Origin of the sequence: Bradyrhizobium sp. 179 (genome assembly GCF_023073535.1) — a bacterium.
Classification (GTDB): domain Bacteria; phylum Pseudomonadota; class Alphaproteobacteria; order Rhizobiales; family Xanthobacteraceae; genus Bradyrhizobium.
In genome coordinates this window covers 1-17,699 of sequence record NZ_JADPJR010000066.1, presented here as the reverse complement: position 1 = coordinate 17,699, position 17,699 = coordinate 1, and the positions used below count along the sequence as shown (strand labels likewise).

The window sequence follows — 17,699 nt, the reverse complement described above, 5'->3', positions numbered from 1 at the left end:
GGCTCAGTGCTCCAGGGTCGTGTCGCGGATCTCTCGGAGAGCGGCGAGCAGGGTCTCGTCGCCGATCATTTCGTCGGTCCAGTAGTCGAGCGCAGTGTCGCGATAGACCGCCGAGGTGCGAGCCGACGGCTTTGCTCTAAACTCCTCTTGCGCGCGATCAAAAGTCATCCCCAGGTCCCCCATTGTGGATTGGCTGCAATACGGTCTTCGATCGCCTCGACCGGTTCAGGCACGTCGGCGAGGAGCTTGCGCGGGCGCTCCTTGTAGCGGCCGGCGCGCTCGTCCCACTCTGCTTCGTGCTGCCCGTCCTTCATGCCGCTGACATCGGCAGTCGGGATCAGCTGTGCCCATTTCGGGCCGCCGATCGCTCTGATTAGCTGCGGCCCCAGCGCCTTACGGAGCTCGGCCTCGTCGTAGACGATGTGATCCTTATCGATAAAGACGTCGCGGTATTCGCGCTCGATCTTCTCGCGGTGCTTCTTATCCCATTCGCGCTTGGCATCGAGATAATCGGGGTAATATTCACAGATCCAGCCGTTGCCCCACTGATGAGCCTTGGCCCAGCGGTTGATGTAGAGCGCGCGGCCGTCCGCGGTCTTGATCATGATCAGGTGATAGTCTTTGCCGCCCGACGTCGACGGGGCGCGCCCAGACTTCTTGACGATCGTCATGGGGAACATGACTTCGAACCCTCTGCTGTTGTGTGCGCTCTTGCGCTGCTCTCAATTACATATAGCGTGTTCGTTCAGGTTTGTAAGTCAAAACTGACTGAAACGATCAGGCAGCTTTGAACGGGTTTTTCAGCATCCATTTGATGTGCTGCGCCTGGCTGTAGGGAACCCGCTCCCAGAAGGCGCGCCGCACGACGTCGCCCGTGACCTCGTTCGGGTCGCGATCGGCCGGCAACAGGGCGATGTAGGCCTTCAGCCCGATCCGGATCAGCAGCTTGGCCGCTTCGCAGGCGGCGAGCAGCGCCTTGTGCTCGCCGTCCCACATGATCGTCACCTCCTCGAGCCCTTGGCCCTTGAGGGTCCGAAACCGGGACAGCTGGTCGTCGCCATCTGTATGGCCGAAGGACAGGTGCTTGCCGAACGAGCCAACGGGCACCACGTCGCGGAGCGCGACCTCCTCGTCGAACGCCTTCTTCATGGCGAAGACGTCGAAGCCGCCCTCGCCCATGGCGACGCGCTTGGCCCTTTGCACCGATTGCCCGTTGAGCAAATATCGGCCCGTTCCTGGAAGCCCTTTCGGGAAAAGATATTTGCGATCGCCCGCCGTGCCGGTGATGTCGCGGCCCTGGAACGTGACGAACTCGCCATCGAGGTCGTAGACCGGGATGATCACACGGCCGTCGAACTTCTGGTAGCCAGGCGTGCCGTCTTCCTTGGTGTAGGTCCACCAGCCCTTCTCGCAGAAGCGCAGATGGAAATACTTGGCGAGCTCGCCATTGATGCCGCGGTCCTCGAGATATTTGAGGTTGCAGCCCTCGGGTGTCGGCAGTTCGAACGAATTCGGGAACTTGGCCTTTTCATAGGCCACGGCGACCTGGACGGTCTGCTTGGGGCGCCAGCCCTGCTCCTTGATGCACTCCGTCGCGTGCTCGAAGGTGGCGCGCCAGGACTTGCGGTCCTCCGGATCGTGGCCGAGGTAGAGATGGATGAACTTGAGCTTGTTGAAGCCCTCGTTGCAGACGAAGCAGTTGCCGATGCCGCTCTCGGCGTTGAGATAGACGCGCCAGCGCGAATCGCCGCAATGCGGACACTCGCGAATATTATGTTGCATCCCGCTTGAGCCTCTGGCGGTCTTAAAAGCAATACTCTCTCGATCGAGCCAATACTCGAGGTCGAGGGTCTCTACGAGCTCCTCTTTATCAACGCGAGCGTGCATCACTGCCGGGAGTCCTTCAGCGGACGCTTGAGATAGGCGAAATGCCCGTAAGTGCCGCCGATCGCAGTGAGCTCCCAGCCCTCCTGGCCGAGCAGATCAAGGGCGCGCTTGTCATCCGGCCGGCCGCCGATTTCAATGATCCGATATTCCCACTTCATCATAGGATGCCCAGCACCTTGGTTGCGAATTTCATCTGCTCGCGCTTCTGCTGGAGGCGGAGCGTGACTTCCTTCTGGTTGCGGCTGGCCGCAAAATGCAGCCGGCACTCGCCGGCCGAGATTTCGGGGTCCGTTGCATTGCCCGACAGCAGCAGGTCGGCGATACGGGTCTTGTTGTAGTCCTCGGCGACGTCAGTGCCCTTGGCGACGGTGGCCTTGGCGCCCTCGCGATTGGTTTGGGTGGCCGTCAGCACGGCCGCATTCTGCTCGAAGGCGATGTCGCGCAGGTCGATCCAGATCGACCGGCTATCCTCGCGGATCTCGCCAGTCAGCCGTTCCGGACACATGATGTCGGCATAGTCGACGATGATCAGGTCGAAGATGATGCCCTTGTCGCGATACCACTCCAGGCGCCGACGGAGCTGGCTGGGCTTGAGCCGGCCGGAGGAGTATTCCTCCATCTTGATGACGCCGCCGGCAGCTTTGGCACGCGCCTCGGCCGCCTTGATCTTGGCCTCGACGGCGAACGCGGAGCCGGTGAGTGCCTGCATCGCGGTGTCGGCGAAGTTGGCGTCCATACGGTCGGCGTAGATGCGGCAGGAGACTTCGCATGTGGCGATGAACACCTTGTAGCCGGCCATCGCAGCGCCCTTGCCGAAGTCGCCGAGCGCCATCGACTTGCCGAACTTCGCGCGACCCATGATCGCCGAGAGCTCTTTGCGGCCCCAGCCGCCGTGATAGAGATGCTTGTCGATCTCGGGTAGGCCGGTGGTGATGCCGTCGGGCTTGATCAGGCCGGTCGCCAGGGCGTTGCGGTGCTTGGTGCGGGCCTCGATCTCGGCGAAGTAGTCGTATTCCCCGCTGCCCTCGATCGAGCCGACGTTGACCGCGGCGCGGACCAGCTGCTCGATCTTGGCGTAGTCGCCCTTGGCCAGGTAGCCGACCGAGGACATGATCGCGCCCTCCATCGCCTTGTGTTTGGCGAAGTCGGCGACCTGGTCGATGGCGTAATCCCGGTTGGATAGCGAGGTGCCCAGAAGGGTTGCGAGGCGCGGCTTGATGTCCGGCCACATATCCTTCGCGATCTTCTTGTCGTCCTTGGCCTGCTTGATCACCCGCACCAGAGTTGCGGGATCCGGTGCCTGCTTATAGGTCCGGAAGTGGTCCTGGGTGACCTTGACCAGGACCGCGTCGATCTCGTTCTCGAAATAAGTTGGCTCGATCAGGCCCTCGGTGCGCTGCACGAAGACGGGATCGCGGAGCGCGAGCGCCGCAATCTTGGTCTGGAACTTCTCGTCGAACTCGAAGGTCGCCTCTTCGGCGGCCTCCGGCTCTTTCTCCTCGACGTCAGACATCAAACCACCCGGAATGAGCGAATGCTGTGTTTGAAGTAAGTCAGGACTGACTTATTTGTTCCGTCCGAAATTTCCAGCTTGAGCGAGAACTGGTCTGCCTCCAGCAGCACGCCGCGAATACCGTCGCTAGGCCCAAAGAAGATGTCGATCGTCTTGCCCTTGGCCGCGGTCAGGTCGCCCTGATGGCTCCAGGGCTTCGGCTTGAATTGCTTGCGATCGCTGGCGTTCTCGCGCTTAAAGGGTGGGCGGGGCGCGCGGAAGGGCGAGGTCGTCGAAACCATGATCGTCTCTCTTTCGTTGTTGTGTCAGCTATAGCGCTGAATGATCGGTTCGCTGTTGGCGAACGACAGGAAATGCTCGAACCGGTGATCCTCGAGGCGAGCCTTGACCTTCTCGAGCGGAAGCACCTGGTCGTGGAAGACCAGCTGAGCCAGGAGCTCGTGACCATTGACGCGGTTCTCGCACTGGGCAAAGAGCCATTCGTGGTGCTGGTTCTGCGCGTGCAGAACAGAGCCCTCGAGGCTGTCGTCGCCGGTCATCATCGACATGGCCTCCTGGTAGAGGCCGTTCTTGTATTGCGGGAGCGTCGAATAGAATAACTCGGCGCTCTGCCGCTCCTCCCAACCGATTGTTGCGCGGTCGACCACCAGATCGGAATAAAGTTGCTGCGGCCGCGGCAGGTGGCGCTGTTGCCAGAAGCGCAGCGTCCAGTGGAAGGCGAGCTCGAGGTAGACGCTGTAGGGAATGCCCATTGCATCGGCGACCATCCGACCGCGCCAGATCCCTACCGTCCGCATCTTGTGGGATGCTGCCCGTTTTCGGAACGCCTTTTCGGGCTCGTCCTGCTTCGGCTCGGGCTCCACGAACATCCGCTCGACGTCGAGCGGCTTTACAAAGCGCGCCTGCTCAGAGTCGATGTTGACGGAGAACGCCAGCTTGTAGGCTTTGACGAACTCGTGGGCGTAAAGGTAGGTCGCCTGGACGGGGTTCATGAAGCGGTAATCAAACCACTTGCCGCGGTAGAGGGCGGCCTCGACGGCCTGCCACTCGTTCTTGATCCAGCGGTTCATAATCCGGGCAGCGTCATCCTGCCCAGTATCCAATCCAAACAATGCTTCGGTCATTACGCTCTCAGAGTTCGCGCGAGACCTTCTCGATCAGTCTCGCTGTCTTGCTCTCTATAGCGCTCGCTTTCAGGGTTGCTCTCGCATTCGTATGCCTTTGCTACCCAGCCTTGTAGGAACTCCGTTTGCCGCGCGCGACCGCAGTCAGTCCGGACTGGCACAACCCGCTCTCGCGACAAAATTGCCGCATATTGACGATCTCGAACTGCTCGCCGTCCGGCGACCGGATCAGGTAACGTTTCATTTTGCGGGCAGTCAGGGCCACTTGTTGCTCTTTGGCCCAAGGGCACAGCTTGCCGAATCTGCTATCGCTCATCTTGCCGCGAGCGGCCTCGGACATCTTGGTGCCGATCTTCGCCTGCCGAATTTTACCTTTGGTTTCCTCGCTCAGACTGAGGCCTGTTTTGAGTTCGCTGAGCCGAAGGCGAGTTTCTAGTGAATGTTTGCGACCTTTTGCCCGACGACGCCACTCCAGGGAATGTCTGAAGCCGCGATTGCTCTCGGCGCGGATGCGAATATTGAACTTATTCGGAAATTGGTCGAGCCAGGCCTGTTCCCGAACAACCAGCTGCTCAACGTCTGAAACCTCCTCGAGCACGATGAACTCGAAAGAGGACTCCTCGTATTTCAGCCACGCCGCCTGAAGATGCCGATTACCATGTCTCTGTCGCTGGAGAGCCCAGCAATGATGGCGCCATCGATCCTTAATTTTTCTTGCGCTTCCGACGTAGATCCGGCCATTAGCCAGACAGCGAATTCCGTAGACTCCCTGCGTCATGGCCGCTTCCGCATGTAGGCTTCGACGATCTCTTGGACCACGCTGTCACGCACAATATCCTCTACTCCGAAATGGATCGCACTCACGCATTGGACGTGCTTAAGACGATCTATAGCGTCGAGCAGGCCGGATTTCGCAGGATCTGGCAGATCGCATTGATCCGGATCGCCATTGACAACCATCGTTGACCCCTCACCCATTCGCGTGAGTAGCATCTTCATGCCTGTCACGGTCGAATTTTGCATCTCGTCGGCAATGATCATCGCCCGTTTGAACGTAGCGCCCCGCAGGAACGCGAGCGGGCGCACCTCGATCGTTTTGGACTTGATCAGGTATTCGAGCTGCCCCGAACCCAGTCGCTCCTCCAGCGCGTCCCTGACGGGCCGGAAATAGGGCTCGATCTTCTCGTCGAGCTCGCCAGGCAGGAAGCCCATCTTCTCGTCCGCGGCCTCCTGGGCCGGCCGGGTGATGATGATTCGCTCGATCTCGCCGGCGAGCAGCGCCTCTGCCGCGAGTGCCGCGGCGAACCAGGTCTTGCCCGTTCCGGCCGGGCCGATGCCGAACGTCACGCGCGAGGCGCGGATGGCGGCGCCGTAGAGGCGCTGGGCTTCTGTCAGCGGCTTGAGCGGAGCGCGGGAGGCGCGCACGGGCGCCCTGGTGATCTCTTCCTCGACAAGTCTCAGTAGCGGGCCGTGGTCCTTCTTCTTTTCCTGACGACGTTGGTGACGGGCTGCGGCGCGCGACATTTCAAACTCACTTCGGCTTTGGCTTGGGCTTCTTGGTGGGGATCTTCGGTTCAAACGAGAGCGCGTGAACCGGAAGCTTGGAAAATCGATCGACCTTGCAGGCGATCATGACCGCGTCGCGCGCGGATTTGCCGGCGAGCATGGCGCCGGTTGCCAGGGCCCAGCCGGAGCCCGTGGCCGCAAAGCCGAGATTGGCGAGAGTGACGTAGCCGGTATAGCGCCCGTTATCTTCGTCGCAGGTGACGTTGTAGACCTGGTTCGGACCGAAGGCGATCAGGAGGTCGAATTCGGTCTGACACGCCGCGATCTCCTGCTTCGTAGGCAGGCTCTTGGGATTTTTGACTTTGTCGAGAAGCGCGAGCACGGCGCGATTGTCGGCCTCGCCCGACCAGCCGATCAGGGCGCCGGCGGAGGTGCGCAGCACCTTCGGAACCGAGGCGGCGAAGAAGCCGCTGCCCGAGATGCAGGAGTCGGAGGCCATAATTCCGTCCTTGAACGCAATGGTCGTCAACTTGGCCTCCTTGATCAGTCAAGGCAGTATAAGTCAGCGCTGACTTACCACACAAGACGGAACTTAAGAAACGGTGATGCCCATCTTGGTGGCGACCCATTTCCGGGCATAGGTCTGGTCGCTGGCCGACGGAACAGTCGATGTAAACAGACCGGGACCGATGCCGCCAATGAAGGCGCCGCCGGCCTGCGAGCCGCCGAGAATGAACAGGTTGGCCGCGATGCCGCCGGTCTGAGTAATGGTAACAGCGCCGATTTGCGTGCCGTCCATCTTCACGACCAGCGACGCGCCATTCCAGATAACCTCCCAGACATGCCAGTTGGTATCATTGGTCGCCTGATCGGTGGTCTGCTGCGAGCCACCATTGGCCTGAATAGCTGCGCCGCGGCCAGTGGTGGTGTGGCGGAAGCCCAGGAACTGCGAGCCGGCCGTGTTGAACCAGCCGAGCACGCGGTTGACCACGCCCGTAGAGGTCTCCTTGGAGGCCCAGCAGATGTAGCGGTTGCCGGTGCGGACGTCCGCGGTATCGGCGAAACTAGTGATAGCACCCGCACTGCCGGCCGCCGCGTCGTCCGAGCGCAGCGAAAGGCCGTTCGAGATGAACGAAATGAAGCGCTTGTTGGCGCCAGGGCCGCCATTGGTTGCAGCCAGAGGCCGCGCTGTCGTTGTGGACTGAGCGATGCGCTTGGTGCTGGTGTAGATGTCGGCCAGGTAGTCGACCTTGCCGCTGCCGTCGTCGTGCATCGACGCCGTCGAGGTCGTATCCCAGGCGAACACAAGGTTCGATCCGAACACAGCCGGGGACCAGATATCGATCGATTTGCTGGCCGTCTGTCCGACGCCGTTCGTAACCGTCATTGTCACGGTGCCGCCCGATGCGCCGGTCGAGGCCGAGAGAGTTGCCGTGGCCGGATTGAAGCTCCAGCCCGCCGGGAGCCCGGTGAAGCTGAAAGACTTCGGGAAGATCGTGCCGACGTCCGCCGTGAAATAGACGTCGCAGGACGAGCCGCCGCCGGCGGCCGGCACGGGTTGCAGCGAAGTGGCCGTGATGTTCGGGCCGCGATTGATTGCAAAGCGCAGCGGCTCCATCGTCGAGCCATCGGCCTTGTAGCCGTAGACGACGACATGCAGCCGGCCGGCGCCAGTCGTGTCCGACGCGAAGTTGGCGGTCAGCGTGCGCGAAGGCGCATCATAGGTGACGTTGGGCGGAAGATTGGTGGTGTAGTAAGACTGCGTGCCCATGCCGGGCTCGGCCGCGTCATAGGGAACAACCTGGACTTCCTCGAGCACAGAGGCATCGCCCCAGAGCGTGGCTGCTGAGGGCAAGGTGATCGAGCCTGAGCCGTTATAGGCGACGTTGAGATCGGGGACGGAGACGAGCGGCTTCCAGTGCGTAACGCCCGTTTTGCGCCAGACGCGCATGTAGTCGACGAGCATCTCCGAGGGGGTCGTAGAGGCGGCCCACGCCGCCGAGCTGTAGGTGTCGCCATTGTAGTTGGCGTTCAGGATGTGCGAGGTAAGCAGAGCTGTGTGCGGCATGCCATGGGCGTTGCCGTCGTGAGCGTAGGACTGCTTCAGCACACCATCGACGTAGAACTTCACCGGACCCGTGCCACCAGAGGCAGCGTTCTGGATCACGATGGTATAGGTCCGCATGACCCCATCGAAGTAGCTGGAGGGGCCGTTGCTGTTCTGCGGGGTGATCGTGCCGTTGGTGTGGTCGATGATCTCGGTGTAGAGGCCGGTCGACGAGCCTTCGAAGTCAATCTCGGTGCCGTTGGCGGCACGGAGCATGGTGGAAAAAATCCAGAGCGTCGGATGCCAGCCTGCGGGGTTGGGGCCCGTGAACGCAGCGCGCCACTCGACGACAACCGCGTTCGTCGACGGATAGAAACCCACCGCGCCGGCGGTGTGAATCATCGCCGAAACCTGCGGGCGAACGCCGCCGCTTACACCTGGAGTAAAGAGCGCCTGCTCAGCCGGGGTCGCATTGCGGGCGCCCAGGTGCAGCACGGAGTTCTGCACGGACATATTGCTGATGCCGGCAGCGACGCCGCGGTTCACGTCGTTGTGGCCGGTCCAGAGCGGGTCGGTCTCCTGCGCGGTGCCGCTGGAGGTCTGATTGCCGCGGATGCCGGAGCCGTAGCTCTTGGTCGGAAAATACTTGGCCTTGGGCGTCGTCGGGCCGACGATGTCGAGGGCGGTGAAGTCGTCCGCCCAGGACAACGTGAAGCCCTCATAGACCGAGCCGGAGGCGCCCTGGTCGCCGATGGCGTAGCCGCCTACCTTGTTCTTGCCTTTGCCGCGACGGGCGCCAGGCGCAAACGCCTGGCTACGAGCAGCCGCGAAGGCGACGTTAAAGCTACCCATGACGGATTACCGGCGCGGGGTGGTGACGCGGGCATTGACCGTGGGCGCGGTGGCGCCGGAGAGCGTCACCCGAAGGAGACAAGGGCCGAGATCAAACCCACCTTCGCCGTTCTGAGTGAAGGTGACATAGGTGTCGCCGGCGCGATCGACATCGATCCAGGTGACGCCAGCGTCCGGCGACATCTGAAGCTTCGCCGTGCCGCCGCCGAAGGTGCCCCAGACCATGAAGGAGCCCGCGCCGCCGAACCAGCGCACCGCGGCGGTGCTGCCGTTAGCAGCCAAAGCGGCGAAGACGCCGCTCGCCTGGCTCGAGACGGCGTTCGGGCCGGAGGTCGGGCGGCCAGTGTCGGCTTTGCTGATGTCGGTCATGGATAACTCCTAAAATTCTGAACTTAGTATAAGTCAGAACTGACTGAATTAACGGCCGGAACTTTCGCGTGACTGACGGTTCACCGCTGTCCCTGAGCCACTACCGATCCGGGCCCTTGAAGGGAGTGGACTAACTCTTTTGATTTGCGCGCAGAGTTGCCCAAGCATGCTTGTATCGCAACAGGTCAGCACCACCGCCCTCAAAGAAACAGGATGCGCCAGCCCAAGTTGCTATCCTGCTGTCGGAGCCAGAGGCCGTCGAAATCACATTCCCAGCAGTATCCCACACGCCGCCAGAGACGTTCTGGCCGTCAATCACGCATCTATAGATGTAGTCCGTGTTGATCTGCATCCCCTTGAATGTGACGGAAAGGCTCGATAGCGCGAGTGCTCCTCCGTTGTAGACGGTCCAATCCGGTTTGCCAGAACTATCCAGGCGGAAATGAACCATTCCATTTAGAAAATTGTTGCCCGTAACAAAGGACGCGAGGGTCGGACAAAATGAATCGATATATGAGGCGGTGATCGGAGAGGTCGCGAAGACTGTCTTCAGGCGCGGGGAGTTGGTCGCGCGAAGTTGAATCTGCGTCCCAACTGCCGTGGCGACGATACCCGCCGCTGACATTACGGCATTGGCCGAGATAGCTGCGGCAAAACTCGTCGCCGCCCCAGCAAGGTCAGTATCGCCTACGACGGTCGTGTAATTGATCTGAGTAAACGATGCCTCCGGCACTCCGCTCGGAGCGACCTGCACCGCCAGAAGTTTTCCAGACGAAAATGACCCGCCGAGGTTCATCGCGACGAAAATATCGGTCATTGAAAAACGGCATCCAATCTCCTTCGGCAAAGACCCAAGGGCGGATGTTGCGTAATAGTTTCCGGCCACATTGCCGGAATTATACATCTGGCCGCCGCCAGCGTTTACGCCGCTGGCTGCCGTTCCCGATACTGACCACGCCGGACCGAGTAGCGGAATCCGGCCCCCAAGCGCTGCGAAAGACCCAGCAAATTCGTCATACAGGAGTGGGTTAGGCGCTGACCCAAGGGAAGTGGTTAACCCCACCCCCAGGCCAAGTCCAATTGGCGGGCTCATCAGTAGATCGCCCAAATGTCGGCAGCGGTGCCGAAGGTAACCTTCGTAACGCGGATCGGGTTGTAACCCTGCTGGAGCGGGATATTCGTCGACGTGTTGCCCTCGATGTCGACCACGGTTGCCGTCCCGGCCGTGCCGACGAGCAAGGCGCGACACGGACCAGCAGCGAGATCCACGCCGCTCGTGACTTGCGCAATTTTGCGGCCCGGCGAATCCAAACCGGTTGCAGTACCTTCGAAACGATCAGCCATGTCAGTCCCTCCTGTTAGATCATGCTGCCAGGCATGAAGCAGCGAATGTGAATGCTCATAGGAGCCCCACTGTGATGAGCGCCGCGGCGCCGAGACCGAACACCGCAAGACATGAAATCCCGACCCAGCCCATCGCCTGGCCAACCTTGCGCATGCGCCACTCCTCGATTGCCCAAATAGAGATGAGGATCAGCAGCACGATCCCGAGCGCGAGCAGCATCTTCTGGAGTTCGCCGCGGAAGGCCGCCACGCTGGTCAGGAACTGAGCCGCCTCGCCGTTCATTGGACCGATACCCGAGCCGTGCCGCCCATCCCGATCGCGTTCGCCCCTGCCCGTCCTAGGTCGACACAGCGTCCTTTGATGAAGGGGCCGCGGTCGGTCACCACCGCGCGGATCGAACGGCCGTTGGCGAGATTTGTGATGGTGAGCACCGTTCCGAACTGGTGCGTCTTGTGCGCCACGGTGTAAGGGCTCGTCGCATAGGTGTTGAAGATCGAGCCGTTCGCGGCGCGCTTGCCGTGGTAGCCGTCACCGACGCCGTACTGAGAGGCGATGCAGGTTTCGGCGCGAGACGGAGTAACGACACAGGCGAGCGCCAGCGCCGCCAGAACAAGGCGGTAGGTCATGTGATGCTTTTTTCTCTTTCAATATTCCCGGTTAATGCCGGGATCAGTCAGGGTCCGATTGCGGACAAAGCCTTCGCCGTGACGCAATTCGCGGATGTCCTGCTCGGTAGCCAAGACGCGCGTGTCCAAGACCCTGATATCGCCTCGCATATCGGCAATCTTGCCGATGGCCTCGACGAGTTTCTTGATCTCAGACTGAATGCCGTCGACGCCTGATTCCAGCCTCGTGATGCGATTGGAGAGTTTCCACCCTCCACCCCATATCTTGTCGACGAAGTTGAGCATCAGTGCGCCTGCCGCAATTAGAATTGCCCAGCTACCAGCATCCATTTCCACGTCATCCTTCCGCCGAAGGGCCCGCGTGCTATTTCGAGCGCGCGCGGCAAATTCTGATTTGATCGCGCAACCGCTTGTAGTCGCCAATAAACAGCCGCAGCGCAGATCCGGCCGGAAGGGCGTTATATTCAGCCAAGGCGCGCTCTTGCGTCTTGGCGTCGTACTGATTGATGGTCGGGCAGACGACCCTAACCACGACCTCAGAATTCGTTCCGTCGCAGGCTGTCAGCAACAGCGTCATCGGAAGGACGAGCAACATCATCCATCGCATCTTTCGTCTCCACTGTTTCTGCATTGGTCTTTGCAGCGACCTCGTCCCGCCCCGCCTGCCGGTCGTCTGCGCTTTCCCTCATGTTGAGGAGTTGGCGCAGAAGACCGGCGAGCGCGGCGATCGCCTGCAACACTGCAAGCGCGGTCACCATCAGGCGGTCTTTTTCTTCGAGACGATCGACCAGACGGCCACAAAGATCGTGCCGGCGCCGCCAAGGACGGCGTCGACGAATGCGCCGTCGACCATGCCCTTGGTCACGAAGTAGCCGCCCACAGCAGCGAGGATGGTGCGCACAACGCCCCAGACCTGTTCACCAGTCATTTTCAGTTCTCCAATGTGTGATTGCGCGATGCCGTCGCGCGGCGGATCTCAGGGTTCTTTGGAAAGGGCCAGCCGGGTAACCGGGCCGGCGATGCCGTCGACCACCAGCCCATGCGCGGTCTGGAAAGCGGCCACCGCTGCGCGCGTCTTGGGCCCGAGGTCGCCATCGACGGCCAGAGCGGCTCCGTAGGCGTTCAGGCGCTGCTGGAGCCACGACACGGAAGTGAGGTTCACCTGCGGCAGGGCGGCCGTGGGCGCGCTCTGGGAGGCCTCCGGGACGTGCGCATGCCCACCGCCGTTATCCGCTTGCATGGCCACCTCTACGGCCGCCACGAGGTCTGCCTTGACCATGTTGCGGCCAGGGCATGTCTTGTGCGTGGTTACGGGATCTTCCTTGTGGAAGTGCAGCCCGCGGACGCCCTTGGAATAGTCGGAGGGGTTGAGGCCGGCGAAGCTGTGCAGGGTCGCGAGCACGGAAATCAGGTTGTCCCGCACGCCACCGGAGAACGGCTCGCTTTCGAACTCCCCGATGGTCTCGACGCCCCACGTGCGCGAATTCCAGGCCGGCGAGTGTGTGCCCGGCATCGTCAGCGGCGAGAACGCCCAGATCTTGTCCGAGGCCACGAACAGGTGCGGGCCCGCCTGCCAGCCCATGCCCTTGTAATAGCTCTCCAGGTTTCGGAGCCACTGCTCGCCGGTCCATCCAGGCCGAGCCTGCCACTGCCGATAGAGCGCGGCGGACGGCGCGCTGGTGTTGTGCACCACCACAAATGACGGGCGCCAGCCGGACAATTGCAAGCCGGCCACATAATTCTTGAATTCAGCCGCGGTGAACCCGCGGCCGACAATCGGTCGCCACGCCATTGGCAATCTCCGGAGGGTTGTGCGATTACGGGTTGTGATGCTAGATTCCCGACCAATTGTGCTTGGGGAATCTCTCATTGATCGAGTTCGTTAAAAGGAACTGGCTGTTCCTGCTGCCGCTCGTTGTCTTAGCGGGATATTATACGTTCCAGAACGCCTTAGGCTTTCTCTTCTATCCAACAGACATAGTCCTGAAGTTCTGCGCGGCGCTCATCCTGAGCATTGCCAGCTACATTCTCGCTTATCGCTTTATCCCGGTCGATTGGGCCGAGGCATTTTCCCTAGGCCGACCTGAGCCGCACCGCCTGGAACGGCTATGCCTTCTGCTCATTGCGGCCTTTGGGGCCGTGATGCTGGTTGCGAGCCTCACGACCAACGCAGTCCCACTGATCGAAGCCGTCAAAGGAGCCTCGGCCTCGGACTTGGCGGGTCATCGAAATGACTTCCTGAGGACCAGGACCGGCGCAGGACAGGTTCTCAACTATGCATTCGCAATTTTCTCTCAGGGGCTTTTACCGTTTGCGACAACCTATGCTTTTTGGACGCGAGCGCCGTGGCGATGGGTTGCGCTCGGCATCTTTACGGCTGGCGTGTTCCTTACGCTGTCCAAGGCAGCGTTTCTTTGTGTCGCTGCGCCCCTGATAGCGCTGTTCCTGATGCAGGGTCGTTACCGCGCGGCTGGTGCCGCTATGCTGGCTTTCGTGGCAAGCCTTGCCGTGATGTATGTTCTAGCCAGCGGCCTTATTGGCGCATGGGAAAAGAAATCACGAAACGAGCCTGTAGCAGCCAAGCAAGTAGAGATGCCGGGCGATGTTCCGATCTCTCACAACGTGTTCGGAGAGAAAAAGAGCCCTGCCCTTCTGGTCGCCAACCGCATCGTGTGGATCCCATATGTCACCGCGATCGACTGGTTTCAGTATCAAAAGGAACGACTGAATGGCTCCTATGTGCTCGGCACATCGATCAGGCCGATTGCCTTCATGCTCGGGAAAGAACGCCTCTCTCTGGAAACCAAGGTCGCTGACTTCGAATGGGGTGATGCCAGCGGCAACACATCCAACGCGGTGTTCTTCGCTGACGCTTGGCTGAATTGGGGGCCTTTGGGGGTGATACTCTACTCGGCACTATTTGCACTAACGATCAAATTGATCGCGACATCAGGTTATCCACCGCTGATCGCGGCCAGCGTGTTACCCGTTTGGATTGCTTGCTTTTCGGCCCTGCCGCCCGTCTATTTCAGCGCTGGTCTTGGTTTTCTGCTTCTATTTGCACTTCTTGTCAGAGACAAGCAGACCACCGCCAAACTCACCTAGGGGCCTCCTTATGCTTCGCAAATCACTAGCAGCAACGCTGCTGATCATCCATGTGATCGCCGGCAACGCGTCGGCGACTGAATCCGATCCTTGCACCGGGTCGGCTTCCGACCTCAATCGAAACGTCGATGAACTACAGGTATACATCGCCGCATACTTGGCCTGCGTTAATGTACAGCCAAGCGCAGATCAATGCGTCCAGCAAATGTTCAGCCTAAGAGACGCACAGCAGAGAACCTTGAAAGCCCAATACGCCTTTAACGCTGCATGCGGGATTAAGCGTTAGTTCGCGCTCACCCAACGCCGTGGCACTGGTAACTAAACACTCATGCTAGAACTCAACAATCGAGCAGTTCATGTTGCTAAGACTGCCGGTGCCGCCTGATCCTGTCGCAAGGTTCATATCAAACCAATACGGTGTCCCAATAGAAAGGCCGCTGGCTATCCCGCCGATATTGAACGACGTCACCACGCCACTCGATGATATAACCGTGTTGGAGTTGCTGTTTCCCAGAACGGCGGTTCCGGTAATTGCTGCGGCATTGGCAGGAGCTGTGCCCGTGCCATAGCGCACGTTTACGGTATGGGTCCACGATGCTGCGCTGTCCGCTTGACTCCCAACAAACCATACTTGAACGCGGCCAGTAGAGGCTGGCGTAATTTTGCAGGTGCTACCCATACCCATCATGACGCCGGTTGCCGATGCAGTGCCAGTTGGTGCACCGATCGACGTTTGCAGCGTTGTCGATGGGCTGGCATAGGGAATGATGCTCTTCACCCCACCAGTAATTCCGGCAAATCCCTGGACCATATTCGATCCGAACGTTTCGGGATCGATGTTGACCTTTACCGCGGAATTTCCGGGGCAGATATTGCCAACGGAGCGCGGCGTGGTCGAGAATAGCCGGCCACCAAGCGCAGAAATTGTTCCCGTGAATGCCGAATCCGTTGTGATGTAGCAGTTTGTGTTCTGCGAAAAGTCGCCCTGCACCCCGTTCATATAGAATGCGCCAGAGCCAGGAGTCCCAACCCCGTCAGGATCGGAGGTGAAGATGATGTCTGCGCCCTCAATCGTTGAGCCCATTATGCTGGGCCGGCCGTAGGGAAAGCCGAACGTGGCCGAGTTCACCGGCCTGACCACAAACATTTTCCCGCCAACAACCGTGTTTTGAACGTTGCCGTTTCTCACATGCAAAGCGCCACCCACCACAAGGTAGTTTATTGAGGCAGGCTTAGCCGTGAGAGCCGCGGAAGACGAAGTGCAACTCGATGAAACCGTGTAAGTGCCCGCCCCGCCCGGCGCGCCGGTTAACTGCACTGTGATGTAAGTACCAGTCGTTGTGATTCCCGTTCCAGTCAGAACATCATCTTTGGCGAGATAGCCGATCACGCTGGCGGCAGTCAGCGTCGTGCCCGAGCACGTACCCGTGAACGTCGAACTCAAATTAGAATTGTCGGCATGGTTCATGAAGTTGTCGACGAAGAGCCCACTCTGGGAGCTGTACATCGCGACAGGCTGCGCCACGTTGAACGTGTAGCCGCCGCCCTGCATGTAGTTGCCGTCAACAATGAAGTCGGTATAGGCGGGATCGCCGAACTGAATGCCGCGGCGGCACCTGACGATGACTGGCCCATTAATATTGGTGTTTTGCGTTCCACCTGCGCCATCCGTCCACACCTTGATTGCGGCGGGGATAGATAGAACGCTGGCGCAATCGAAAGACAGGCCGCGGTCTATGTAGACGCCGTTATTTGAGTTTTTAATGTCCAGCAAGGGCCCGTTCATGCCAGAGCTACCGACCAACCCGCCGCGCCCTGTGATGCAGAGGATGCCAGCCGGCGCGGCCAGCGCGACACTCGCGGCGATCGTATAGTTCCCGTTGAATTGAAAGCACCGGCCATTGGCGGCGGCGTCAGACATCGCCTGAGCGATGTTCGCAGCAGTGCAGCCCCCAGAATAGTCCTCGCATGAGACCGGAATTTTCTGAAGCTGAGCCTGGATCGTCTGAGTTGACGGAGACGCATTGGTTGGTGTGAACGTGCCTGACTGGCACGCAGCAGCGACGGTGGTCAGATTGCCGCTGGCGTCGAAGCTGATGCAGCTCGACGCGGACTGGGGAGAGGTCCCCGTGATGAATTGCGTCGTGTTGCCGCTACGCGTTCCGAGCGCCAGTGCGCCCGTTCCATTGCCAATGACCGGAAGGTTCGACGTGAAGCTGGACCGGCCGGTGCCGCCTTTTGCGACCGACTGCGGAGACGTGCCGGGGCTGATTTGGGCGAGCGCCGGAGTGCACGCCAGCGCGAACGCCAGCGCGATGATGCCGCGAAGCTTCATTTGTTCAGATCCAGTAGTGTTTAGGAGCGGAGAGTGCGCCTTAGACCCAGCCGGTGCCGTCGGCGAGCGGGGTCAGCGTGATAGATGCGCCGTTGGAATCGATGATGTAGGCCGCGCCGCCCATGATCTTCTTGGCGGTGCCGGCCGAGGTAACGGTGATGTTGTTGGTGGCAGCGTCATACTTGCCGTCGACGATGCGGAATGGCTTCGTGGCCGTTGAAGGATCCGGTAGAAGGACTGCCGTAGCCGCCCCCACTGTCTTCGCAATGACGATCACGTCCGCATCGTCGTTGGTAATCGTGACGTCGCCTGCTGCCGTGACCTTGCGTTGCACGCCGCCGACGGGCCCGGTATCCGTTCCCTGCGCCAAGCCAATGCCGACATATCGCCGCGTCTTGGTGAGAACGCCAGAAGTCACTACGATCTTGTAGAACCCACCTGGGCAGTAAAAGCCGAACTCCCCATTTGAGTCTGTCGTCAGCGGATTCCCTGCCGAGATAGTCCCATCCCGATCGGTGTAGAGCGCCGCAAGCGGCTGGCCAGGTATCTCGGACCGCACCTCGACAGTAGCGCCAGCGATCACATTGCCAGCCGTGTCTTGCACGGTCTGATCATAGCGCGCCATCGTCATATGATATTCCCTAGTTGATCGTCGCGCCGAGAATGGTGCCGCCGCTCACGGTCGTAGTGATGAAGCTGATGCCATCAATCGCCGCGCCTGCGGCGCCCCCAGCACCACCCGTTCCACCGGGATTAATACCAACACCTTGACCGTTGGTGCCTGGACTACCTGCCGTGCCTGGCCCGCCAGCGCCACCACCGACGCCGCCGGAGTATGGCGGGTACGATCCGCCAGCGCCGCCAGCGCCACCTGAAAACTCGGTGCCTGACGCACCAGAAAATCCTGGTACTGATCCGTTTCCACCCAAGCCTCCGGCACCTGAATTCTTGCCGCCGCCGCCGCCTCCACCGCCGCCGCCCGCGCCAAAC

At 60.5% G+C, this 17,699-nt stretch carries 25 protein-coding genes; 1 reads left to right on the top strand and 24 read right to left on the bottom strand.

Going from position 1 to position 17,699, the window contains the following annotated elements:
• Nucleotides 1-3: 3 nt before the first annotated feature.
• The 21 genes from IVB12_RS15535 to IVB12_RS15435 form a co-directional block, all read right to left on the bottom strand.
• Nucleotides 4-168, bottom strand: a complete 165-nt coding sequence (locus IVB12_RS15535) for a hypothetical protein (RefSeq protein WP_247300286.1) — start codon at nt 166-168, stop codon at nt 4-6.
• Nucleotides 165-680 (bottom strand): hypothetical protein, encoded by a 516-nt coding sequence (locus IVB12_RS15530; RefSeq protein ID WP_247300284.1) that lies wholly within the window; start codon nt 678-680, stop codon nt 165-167. The genes IVB12_RS15535 and IVB12_RS15530 overlap by 4 nt, the downstream gene beginning before the upstream one ends.
• Before the next feature lie 97 nt (nt 681-777).
• Nucleotides 778-1,782 carry a hypothetical protein gene (locus tag IVB12_RS15525; RefSeq protein WP_247300282.1) on the bottom strand — a complete coding sequence of 335 codons (1,005 nt, stop codon included), beginning with the start codon at nt 1,780-1,782 and terminating at the stop codon, nt 778-780.
• A gap of 104 nt (nt 1,783-1,886) precedes the next feature.
• Complete coding sequence (locus IVB12_RS15520; RefSeq protein ID WP_247300281.1) at nt 1,887-2,045, bottom strand: hypothetical protein; 159 nt, start codon at nt 2,043-2,045, stop codon at nt 1,887-1,889.
• Nucleotides 2,045-3,400 carry a DnaB-like helicase C-terminal domain-containing protein gene (locus tag IVB12_RS15515; RefSeq protein ID WP_247300279.1) on the bottom strand — a complete coding sequence of 452 codons (1,356 nt, stop codon included), beginning with the start codon at nt 3,398-3,400 and terminating at the stop codon, nt 2,045-2,047. The genes IVB12_RS15520 and IVB12_RS15515 overlap by 1 nt, the downstream gene beginning before the upstream one ends.
• Nucleotides 3,400-3,681 carry a hypothetical protein gene (locus IVB12_RS15510; protein ID WP_247300277.1) on the bottom strand — a complete coding sequence of 94 codons (282 nt, stop codon included), beginning with the start codon at nt 3,679-3,681 and terminating at the stop codon, nt 3,400-3,402. Before IVB12_RS15510 ends, IVB12_RS15515 begins: the two co-directional genes overlap by 1 nt.
• 24 nt (nt 3,682-3,705) lie before the next feature.
• On the bottom strand, nt 3,706-4,524 hold the full coding sequence (locus IVB12_RS15505; protein WP_247300275.1) for a hypothetical protein: 819 nt from the start codon (nt 4,522-4,524) through the stop codon (nt 3,706-3,708).
• Between the two features lie 100 nt (nt 4,525-4,624).
• Nucleotides 4,625-5,302 carry a GIY-YIG nuclease family protein gene (locus tag IVB12_RS15500; protein ID WP_247300273.1) on the bottom strand — a complete coding sequence of 226 codons (678 nt, stop codon included), beginning with the start codon at nt 5,300-5,302 and terminating at the stop codon, nt 4,625-4,627.
• Nucleotides 5,299-6,048, bottom strand: coding sequence for a PhoH family protein (locus tag IVB12_RS15495; RefSeq protein WP_247300271.1), 750 nt, complete (start codon nt 6,046-6,048; stop codon nt 5,299-5,301). The genes IVB12_RS15500 and IVB12_RS15495 overlap by 4 nt, the downstream gene beginning before the upstream one ends.
• Nucleotides 6,049-6,055: 7 nt before the next feature.
• A complete protein-coding gene (locus IVB12_RS15490; protein WP_247300269.1) occupies nt 6,056-6,559 on the bottom strand; it encodes a hypothetical protein in 504 nt (167 codons plus the stop codon).
• A 63-nt stretch (nt 6,560-6,622) separates the two neighbouring features.
• Entirely contained in the window at nt 6,623-8,929 is a 2,307-nt protein-coding gene (locus IVB12_RS15485) for a hypothetical protein (protein ID WP_247300267.1), read from the bottom strand.
• Nucleotides 8,930-8,935: 6 nt separating this feature from the next.
• Nucleotides 8,936-9,298, bottom strand: coding sequence for a hypothetical protein (locus tag IVB12_RS15480; protein ID WP_247300265.1), 363 nt, complete (start codon nt 9,296-9,298; stop codon nt 8,936-8,938).
• Nucleotides 9,299-9,428: 130 nt separating this feature from the next.
• A complete protein-coding gene (locus IVB12_RS15475; RefSeq protein WP_247300263.1) occupies nt 9,429-10,115 on the bottom strand; it encodes a hypothetical protein in 687 nt (228 codons plus the stop codon).
• A gap of 275 nt (nt 10,116-10,390) precedes the next feature.
• A complete protein-coding gene (locus tag IVB12_RS15470) occupies nt 10,391-10,642 on the bottom strand; it encodes a hypothetical protein (protein WP_247300261.1) in 252 nt (83 codons plus the stop codon).
• A gap of 55 nt (nt 10,643-10,697) precedes the next feature.
• Complete coding sequence (locus tag IVB12_RS15465; protein WP_247300259.1) at nt 10,698-10,925, bottom strand: hypothetical protein; 228 nt, start codon at nt 10,923-10,925, stop codon at nt 10,698-10,700.
• Nucleotides 10,922-11,269, bottom strand: coding sequence for a septal ring lytic transglycosylase RlpA family protein (locus IVB12_RS15460; protein WP_247300257.1), 348 nt, complete (start codon nt 11,267-11,269; stop codon nt 10,922-10,924). Before IVB12_RS15460 ends, IVB12_RS15465 begins: the two co-directional genes overlap by 4 nt.
• A gap of 18 nt (nt 11,270-11,287) precedes the next feature.
• On the bottom strand, nt 11,288-11,599 hold the full coding sequence (locus tag IVB12_RS15455; protein ID WP_247300256.1) for a hypothetical protein: 312 nt from the start codon (nt 11,597-11,599) through the stop codon (nt 11,288-11,290).
• 34 nt (nt 11,600-11,633) lie between these two features.
• Complete coding sequence (locus IVB12_RS15450; protein ID WP_247300254.1) at nt 11,634-11,867, bottom strand: hypothetical protein; 234 nt, start codon at nt 11,865-11,867, stop codon at nt 11,634-11,636.
• Complete coding sequence (locus IVB12_RS15445) at nt 11,806-12,027, bottom strand: hypothetical protein (RefSeq protein WP_247300252.1); 222 nt, start codon at nt 12,025-12,027, stop codon at nt 11,806-11,808. The genes IVB12_RS15450 and IVB12_RS15445 overlap by 62 nt, the downstream gene beginning before the upstream one ends.
• Nucleotides 12,027-12,197 (bottom strand): hypothetical protein, encoded by a 171-nt coding sequence (locus IVB12_RS15440; RefSeq protein ID WP_247300250.1) that lies wholly within the window; start codon nt 12,195-12,197, stop codon nt 12,027-12,029. Before IVB12_RS15440 ends, IVB12_RS15445 begins: the two co-directional genes overlap by 1 nt.
• A 48-nt stretch (nt 12,198-12,245) precedes the next feature.
• A complete protein-coding gene (locus IVB12_RS15435; protein ID WP_247300249.1) occupies nt 12,246-13,061 on the bottom strand; it encodes an N-acetylmuramoyl-L-alanine amidase in 816 nt (271 codons plus the stop codon).
• Between the two features lie 77 nt (nt 13,062-13,138).
• On the opposite strand from IVB12_RS15435, the gene IVB12_RS15430 reads away from it, so the two are divergent.
• Complete coding sequence (locus tag IVB12_RS15430; RefSeq protein WP_247300247.1) at nt 13,139-14,374, top strand: hypothetical protein; 1,236 nt, start codon at nt 13,139-13,141, stop codon at nt 14,372-14,374.
• A 331-nt stretch (nt 14,375-14,705) separates the two neighbouring features.
• Here the strand turns inward: IVB12_RS15430 and IVB12_RS15425 are convergent, their stop codons facing one another.
• The 3 genes from IVB12_RS15425 to IVB12_RS15415 all read right to left on the bottom strand — a co-directional run.
• Nucleotides 14,706-16,709, bottom strand: coding sequence for a hypothetical protein (locus tag IVB12_RS15425; protein ID WP_247300245.1), 2,004 nt, complete (start codon nt 16,707-16,709; stop codon nt 14,706-14,708).
• Between the two features lie 40 nt (nt 16,710-16,749).
• Nucleotides 16,750-17,340, bottom strand: a complete 591-nt coding sequence (locus tag IVB12_RS15420; protein WP_247300243.1) for a hypothetical protein — start codon at nt 17,338-17,340, stop codon at nt 16,750-16,752.
• A gap of 45 nt (nt 17,341-17,385) precedes the next feature.
• Nucleotides 17,386-17,699: hypothetical protein (locus tag IVB12_RS15415; RefSeq protein ID WP_247300241.1), on the bottom strand; the 314-nt coding region annotated here is incomplete at its 5' end.

What these genes read in the sequence shown, in the direction of transcription:
- IVB12_RS15535 (WP_247300286.1), bottom strand. Translation starts at nt 168, where the DNA reads ATGACTTTTGATCGCGCGCAAGAGGAGTTTAGAGCAAAGCCGTCGGCT.
- IVB12_RS15530 (WP_247300284.1), bottom strand. Translation starts at nt 680, where the DNA reads ATGTTCCCCATGACGATCGTCAAGAAGTCTGGGCGCGCCCCGTCGACG.
- IVB12_RS15525 (WP_247300282.1), bottom strand. Translation starts at nt 1,782, where the DNA reads ATGCAACATAATATTCGCGAGTGTCCGCATTGCGGCGATTCGCGCTGG.
- IVB12_RS15520 (WP_247300281.1), bottom strand. Translation starts at nt 2,045, where the DNA reads ATGAAGTGGGAATATCGGATCATTGAAATCGGCGGCCGGCCGGATGAC.
- IVB12_RS15515 (WP_247300279.1), bottom strand. Translation starts at nt 3,400, where the DNA reads ATGTCTGACGTCGAGGAGAAAGAGCCGGAGGCCGCCGAAGAGGCGACC.
- IVB12_RS15510 (WP_247300277.1), bottom strand. Translation starts at nt 3,681, where the DNA reads ATGGTTTCGACGACCTCGCCCTTCCGCGCGCCCCGCCCACCCTTTAAG.
- IVB12_RS15505 (WP_247300275.1), bottom strand. Translation starts at nt 4,524, where the DNA reads ATGACCGAAGCATTGTTTGGATTGGATACTGGGCAGGATGACGCTGCC.
- IVB12_RS15500 (WP_247300273.1), bottom strand. Translation starts at nt 5,302, where the DNA reads ATGACGCAGGGAGTCTACGGAATTCGCTGTCTGGCTAATGGCCGGATC.
- IVB12_RS15495 (WP_247300271.1), bottom strand. Translation starts at nt 6,048, where the DNA reads ATGTCGCGCGCCGCAGCCCGTCACCAACGTCGTCAGGAAAAGAAGAAG.
- IVB12_RS15485 (WP_247300267.1), bottom strand. Translation starts at nt 8,929, where the DNA reads ATGGGTAGCTTTAACGTCGCCTTCGCGGCTGCTCGTAGCCAGGCGTTT.
- IVB12_RS15480 (WP_247300265.1), bottom strand. Translation starts at nt 9,298, where the DNA reads ATGACCGACATCAGCAAAGCCGACACTGGCCGCCCGACCTCCGGCCCG.
- IVB12_RS15475 (WP_247300263.1), bottom strand. Translation starts at nt 10,115, where the DNA reads ATGACCGATATTTTCGTCGCGATGAACCTCGGCGGGTCATTTTCGTCT.
- IVB12_RS15470 (WP_247300261.1), bottom strand. Translation starts at nt 10,642, where the DNA reads ATGGCTGATCGTTTCGAAGGTACTGCAACCGGTTTGGATTCGCCGGGC.
- IVB12_RS15465 (WP_247300259.1), bottom strand. Translation starts at nt 10,925, where the DNA reads ATGAACGGCGAGGCGGCTCAGTTCCTGACCAGCGTGGCGGCCTTCCGC.
- IVB12_RS15460 (WP_247300257.1), bottom strand. Translation starts at nt 11,269, where the DNA reads ATGACCTACCGCCTTGTTCTGGCGGCGCTGGCGCTCGCCTGTGTCGTT.
- IVB12_RS15455 (WP_247300256.1), bottom strand. Translation starts at nt 11,599, where the DNA reads ATGGATGCTGGTAGCTGGGCAATTCTAATTGCGGCAGGCGCACTGATG.
- IVB12_RS15450 (WP_247300254.1), bottom strand. Translation starts at nt 11,867, where the DNA reads ATGATGTTGCTCGTCCTTCCGATGACGCTGTTGCTGACAGCCTGCGAC.
- IVB12_RS15445 (WP_247300252.1), bottom strand. Translation starts at nt 12,027, where the DNA reads ATGGTGACCGCGCTTGCAGTGTTGCAGGCGATCGCCGCGCTCGCCGGT.
- IVB12_RS15440 (WP_247300250.1), bottom strand. Translation starts at nt 12,197, where the DNA reads ATGACTGGTGAACAGGTCTGGGGCGTTGTGCGCACCATCCTCGCTGCT.
- IVB12_RS15435 (WP_247300249.1), bottom strand. Translation starts at nt 13,061, where the DNA reads ATGGCGTGGCGACCGATTGTCGGCCGCGGGTTCACCGCGGCTGAATTC.
- IVB12_RS15425 (WP_247300245.1), bottom strand. Translation starts at nt 16,709, where the DNA reads ATGAAGCTTCGCGGCATCATCGCGCTGGCGTTCGCGCTGGCGTGCACT.
- IVB12_RS15420 (WP_247300243.1), bottom strand. Translation starts at nt 17,340, where the DNA reads ATGACGATGGCGCGCTATGATCAGACCGTGCAAGACACGGCTGGCAAT.